The organism is Pseudooceanicola marinus, from assembly GCF_002786295.1.
In the GTDB taxonomy this organism is placed as follows: Bacteria; Pseudomonadota; Alphaproteobacteria; order Rhodobacterales; family Rhodobacteraceae; genus Pseudooceanicola; species Pseudooceanicola marinus.
In genome coordinates, this window is sequence record NZ_PGTC01000029.1 from 263546 (window position 1) to 266870 (window position 3325).

The 3325-nt window shown below is 66.6% G+C and carries 6 protein-coding genes and 1 pseudogene; 5 read left to right on the forward strand and 2 right to left on the reverse strand.

Annotated elements, in window-relative coordinates; translation table 11 throughout:
- Positions 1 to 257 (reverse strand): hypothetical protein (locus CVM50_RS21865; protein WP_198431957.1); only part of this gene is annotated, 257 nt, incomplete at its 3' end.
- A gap of 349 nt (positions 258 to 606) precedes the next feature.
- A complete protein-coding gene (locus CVM50_RS20580) occupies positions 607 to 1026 on the reverse strand; it encodes a hypothetical protein (RefSeq protein WP_085890262.1) in 420 nt (139 codons plus the stop codon).
- Between the two features lie 394 nt (positions 1027 to 1420).
- Between CVM50_RS20580 and CVM50_RS20590 the strand changes: the two genes are divergently transcribed.
- The 5 genes and pseudogenes from CVM50_RS20590 to CVM50_RS20605 all read left to right on the forward strand — a co-directional run.
- Positions 1421 to 1753, forward strand: a complete 333-nt coding sequence (locus CVM50_RS20590; protein ID WP_157792257.1) for a helix-turn-helix transcriptional regulator — start codon at positions 1421 to 1423, stop codon at positions 1751 to 1753.
- A gap of 326 nt (positions 1754 to 2079) precedes the next feature.
- Positions 2080 to 2310 (forward strand): hypothetical protein, encoded by a 231-nt coding sequence (locus CVM50_RS20595; RefSeq protein WP_100148564.1) that lies wholly within the window; start codon positions 2080 to 2082, stop codon positions 2308 to 2310.
- Between the two features lie 73 nt (positions 2311 to 2383).
- The gene (locus CVM50_RS21645) at positions 2384 to 2542 is read left to right on the forward strand and encodes a hypothetical protein (protein ID WP_157792258.1); all 159 of its coding nucleotides are present in this window, start codon (positions 2384 to 2386) and stop codon (positions 2540 to 2542) included.
- Positions 2539 to 2778 carry a hypothetical protein gene (locus CVM50_RS20600; RefSeq protein WP_085890182.1) on the forward strand — a complete coding sequence of 80 codons (240 nt, stop codon included), beginning with the start codon at positions 2539 to 2541 and terminating at the stop codon, positions 2776 to 2778. Before CVM50_RS21645 ends, CVM50_RS20600 begins: the two co-directional genes overlap by 4 nt.
- A gap of 50 nt (positions 2779 to 2828) precedes the next feature.
- Positions 2829 to 3325 (forward strand): annotated as a pseudogene (locus CVM50_RS20605) (hypothetical protein); the annotation flags it as partial.

Consider the following 3325-nt stretch of genomic DNA (forward strand, 5'->3'; position numbering starts at 1 on the left):
ACGGCCTGCTGCCCCGGCCAGCCGTAGTCCATGACATCGGAGGCGAAGACCGAGCCGAAGGTCTCGGCCAGGGGCCGCGCCATGTGGCCCCGGTTGCAGCAGGGCTCCCAGGCCGACAACTGCGCCAGATCATAGCCCTCGCCCGCCAGCACCTCGCAGAGGGCCCGCGTGGCCCAGGGCGGCGTGGGGAAGTCATCGAGACTGTCCGGCGCCTCGATCCGGCGCTGCATGACAGCGGTGGAGGTGGTGAAACTCATACCTGTCTCCCCAGGGAAAAAGCGGGGCGCGCCGGGTGGGACGCGCCCCAAGTCGGGGACGGACAGATCGGGACCGCAACGCCCCGGACGGCCGCGCGGTCCCGCGACGCGGCCTGACAAGGTCCGGGGAAACTGGCGGCGCGGAGGGCCTGGAGGACATGGGCCCTCCGCGCCTGGGAGCGCCCTGCCCTGCCCGACAGCCGGCGCTCCGCACGGCCCGGCGCCTGTGCCGGGGTCCGTGAGCGGTTGGAGTGAAAAGTGATCGGCGCGAGGAGCGCGCCGCCAACGAAGGCGCCCTCCCCGCGACAATCGCCCGCCCGTCGGCGGGAGGGGGATGTGAGGGGGCAGCTCATGCGGCGGCCTCGTCTTCGAGGCGGGCCAGCAACTGCTGCGAGGCCGCGATGGACTCGCGCAGCTCCTTCATGACGCCCTCAGCGTCGCCGGCGCAAAGCAGGCTGACGGCTGCATTCGAGACATCGCCATTCTCGGCGACCACGCGCAGGACCAGGTCATTGACCTCCTGCCGGACATGGCGGGCCGCCCGGCGGTCGGCCAGCATCGAGGTGATCGGGAAGCGCTCCAGCGCATCCTCAAGCCCGCAGAAGTGCGCGATCGAGACCGGCAGCCCGCCGTTTACCTCGCGCGAGATCGTGCCCTTGGCGCAGCCCAGCAGGGCCGCCGCGGCATCCACGCCGCCGAAGTCCCGGACCAGCTGCTTGAACAGCGCCCGCACCGCAGGCCCCTGGTAAACCGCGATCTCACCGCTCATCGCGAAACCCCGTTTTCTGGATGATCGACAAAGCCCCCGGCATAACCGGAGCATGGAAAGGGATGGCGAAAGGATCGGAGACGAAGAGGGATGAGCACGTCATGCGGCATCCTGCTGTTCGGCGCGCGTGGTGTTCATCTTGATGTACTGCCGAAGCTTCTGAGCGACCCTTACAGTGCAGCTGCCTCCGGCGCGTAGCCGAGCAGGTAATCGACTGTTTCCGACCGCGCGGCTCGTTACGGTGGCGGGCGCCACCCCATGCAAAGCAGCGAAGTCCTCAAGTTCTCGAAGAAGGCTCTCGGTATCCATGCCGCATATAGGGACTTTTATCCCCATTAAGTCAAGGGACAATTGTCGCCTACTAGAGCGCCTACCCGCGCAATACGATAGGGGCATGTCGAAAAGCTTTCGCGATGCTCTCCTAGAAGCCCTAGAGGCCAACAACGTGTCCCTGCAGAAGGTCGCCGCAGAGACTGGGGTGTCCTATGAGCAGCTCAAGAAACTGAAGCAAGGGAAGAGCAGGTCTACGAACGTCGATGATGCGCTCCGCGTCGCGAACTTCTTCGGGATGTCCCTTGATGAGTTTCTCCAGGACGAGAGTGCGAAGCTTCGATCCGAGATCGTCGATCTATTTGACAGATTGTCCGCAAGTGAAAGGGATTACTTGCTAAAATCTGCAAGAGGGCTTGTCGGCGATCAGGATCCTTCGCCAGATCAATCTCGATAAGCGCGTCACGCAAACGAATTAGCTCCACCGGCCGCCCTATCTGCACATCTCAAGTGTTCCTTTTTTGTTCACGCTAGCCTCCGAGGGCTGGAACGTCAACATCAAGCGCCGCTCATTCGCGTCAGTCTGTAAAATCAAAGACCTAAGTCACCGAAGCCGGGACAAGTCAGCCCGATCAACCCTCATGCGCTCTTGGTCCCGTCAGCTGAAGTCCGAATCGCGGTCTTGGGCAGATAGAGCGAATATGGGATATTTTTCCCCAACGACTTGACTGGGGACTTTTGTCCCTTTAACGATAACCTCCATCACCACAGATGGAGGCATCGATGCTGACCCCTGACGAAAGCGCGCGCCTGCGGTCCGACTGGGCCGCGCGGAAGGCCGCCCGCGGCACCCCGATCTCGCCCGAGCGCCTGGCCCGGCTCACCCCGCATCACCTTGCCGGCGCGCCGACCGTGTCGTCCCAGATGGCCGAGGTCCTGGACATCACCGAGCGTTGCCGCGGCAAGGTTCGCGCCCTGATCGCCAGCCGCGCGCATCCGGAGGGCGCGGCATGAGCCTGCTCCCCGTCGCCATGTTCGGCTGGCTGCTGACCACCGCTGCCCTGGTGCTGATCGCAGGGGCGCCGGCATGACCCATTCTGATCGACGCTCCCTGCCCCGCCTCACGCTGGAAGGCCTGTGCTGGCTGGCGGTCGCGGCATTGATTGCCGCCGCGCTGCTGGATCTGCCCACGACGCTCGCGCGCCGGGCGCTCCAGCCCGACGCCATCGTCGGAGGGCAGCCATGACCGGCCGCCTCCTCGACACCCACGTGATCGCCTCCTTCCTGGAGCGCGTTGCGCCGCTGAGTGGCGACGCTCTGCACGAGGCGTTCGTCTGCGCCGCTCTCGAAGGGGGCGGCCGCTTCCACGTCCCCACCGAGGGCCGCGCCGTGCTGACCCTCTACCGGATCACCGCCAGCGGCCCGACAGAGGCCGAGGCCATCGCCGCTTGGATCACCCGTGCCCGCGAGGCCGTCGCCTAGGCGGACGCGCTGCCCGCCTGCCCCTGATCTCTCTTCGGAAAGGACCTGCCATGTTGCACCAGATGCCCCGCGCCGCCGCGCCTGCCCCGGAGATCTCCGACGGCCCGAGCGCCACCGTCGCCCTCGCCGAGCTTCGGCTGGCCGCCAACCGCCTCGGGCGCGTTATCGAGCATTGGAACACGATCCCGGCCCTGGGCTGCGTGCGGGTCCGCTTCAAAGACGACCAGCTCACGCTGGAAGCCACCGATCTCAAGATGAGCCTGGCGCTGGACCTGGAAGCCCAGACCAGCGGGCGCGCGGATCTGGTCGTGTCGCATCGGGCGCTGGCGGGCTTCCTGCGGGCCGCCCGGGGCCCGGTGACCATCACCCATATGCGCGGCGAGGACCACGACCGGGTGCGCCTGTCCGATGGCGAGATCCAGGTGACGCTGCAGCTGAGCATTCCGCCCAGGGACTTCCCGCGGCCCGTCAAGGACCCCGACGGGATGCGCGGCACGGGCGCGTTCACCCTGTCCGGGGCACAGGCGCTGCGGCTCTTCGATCTGGG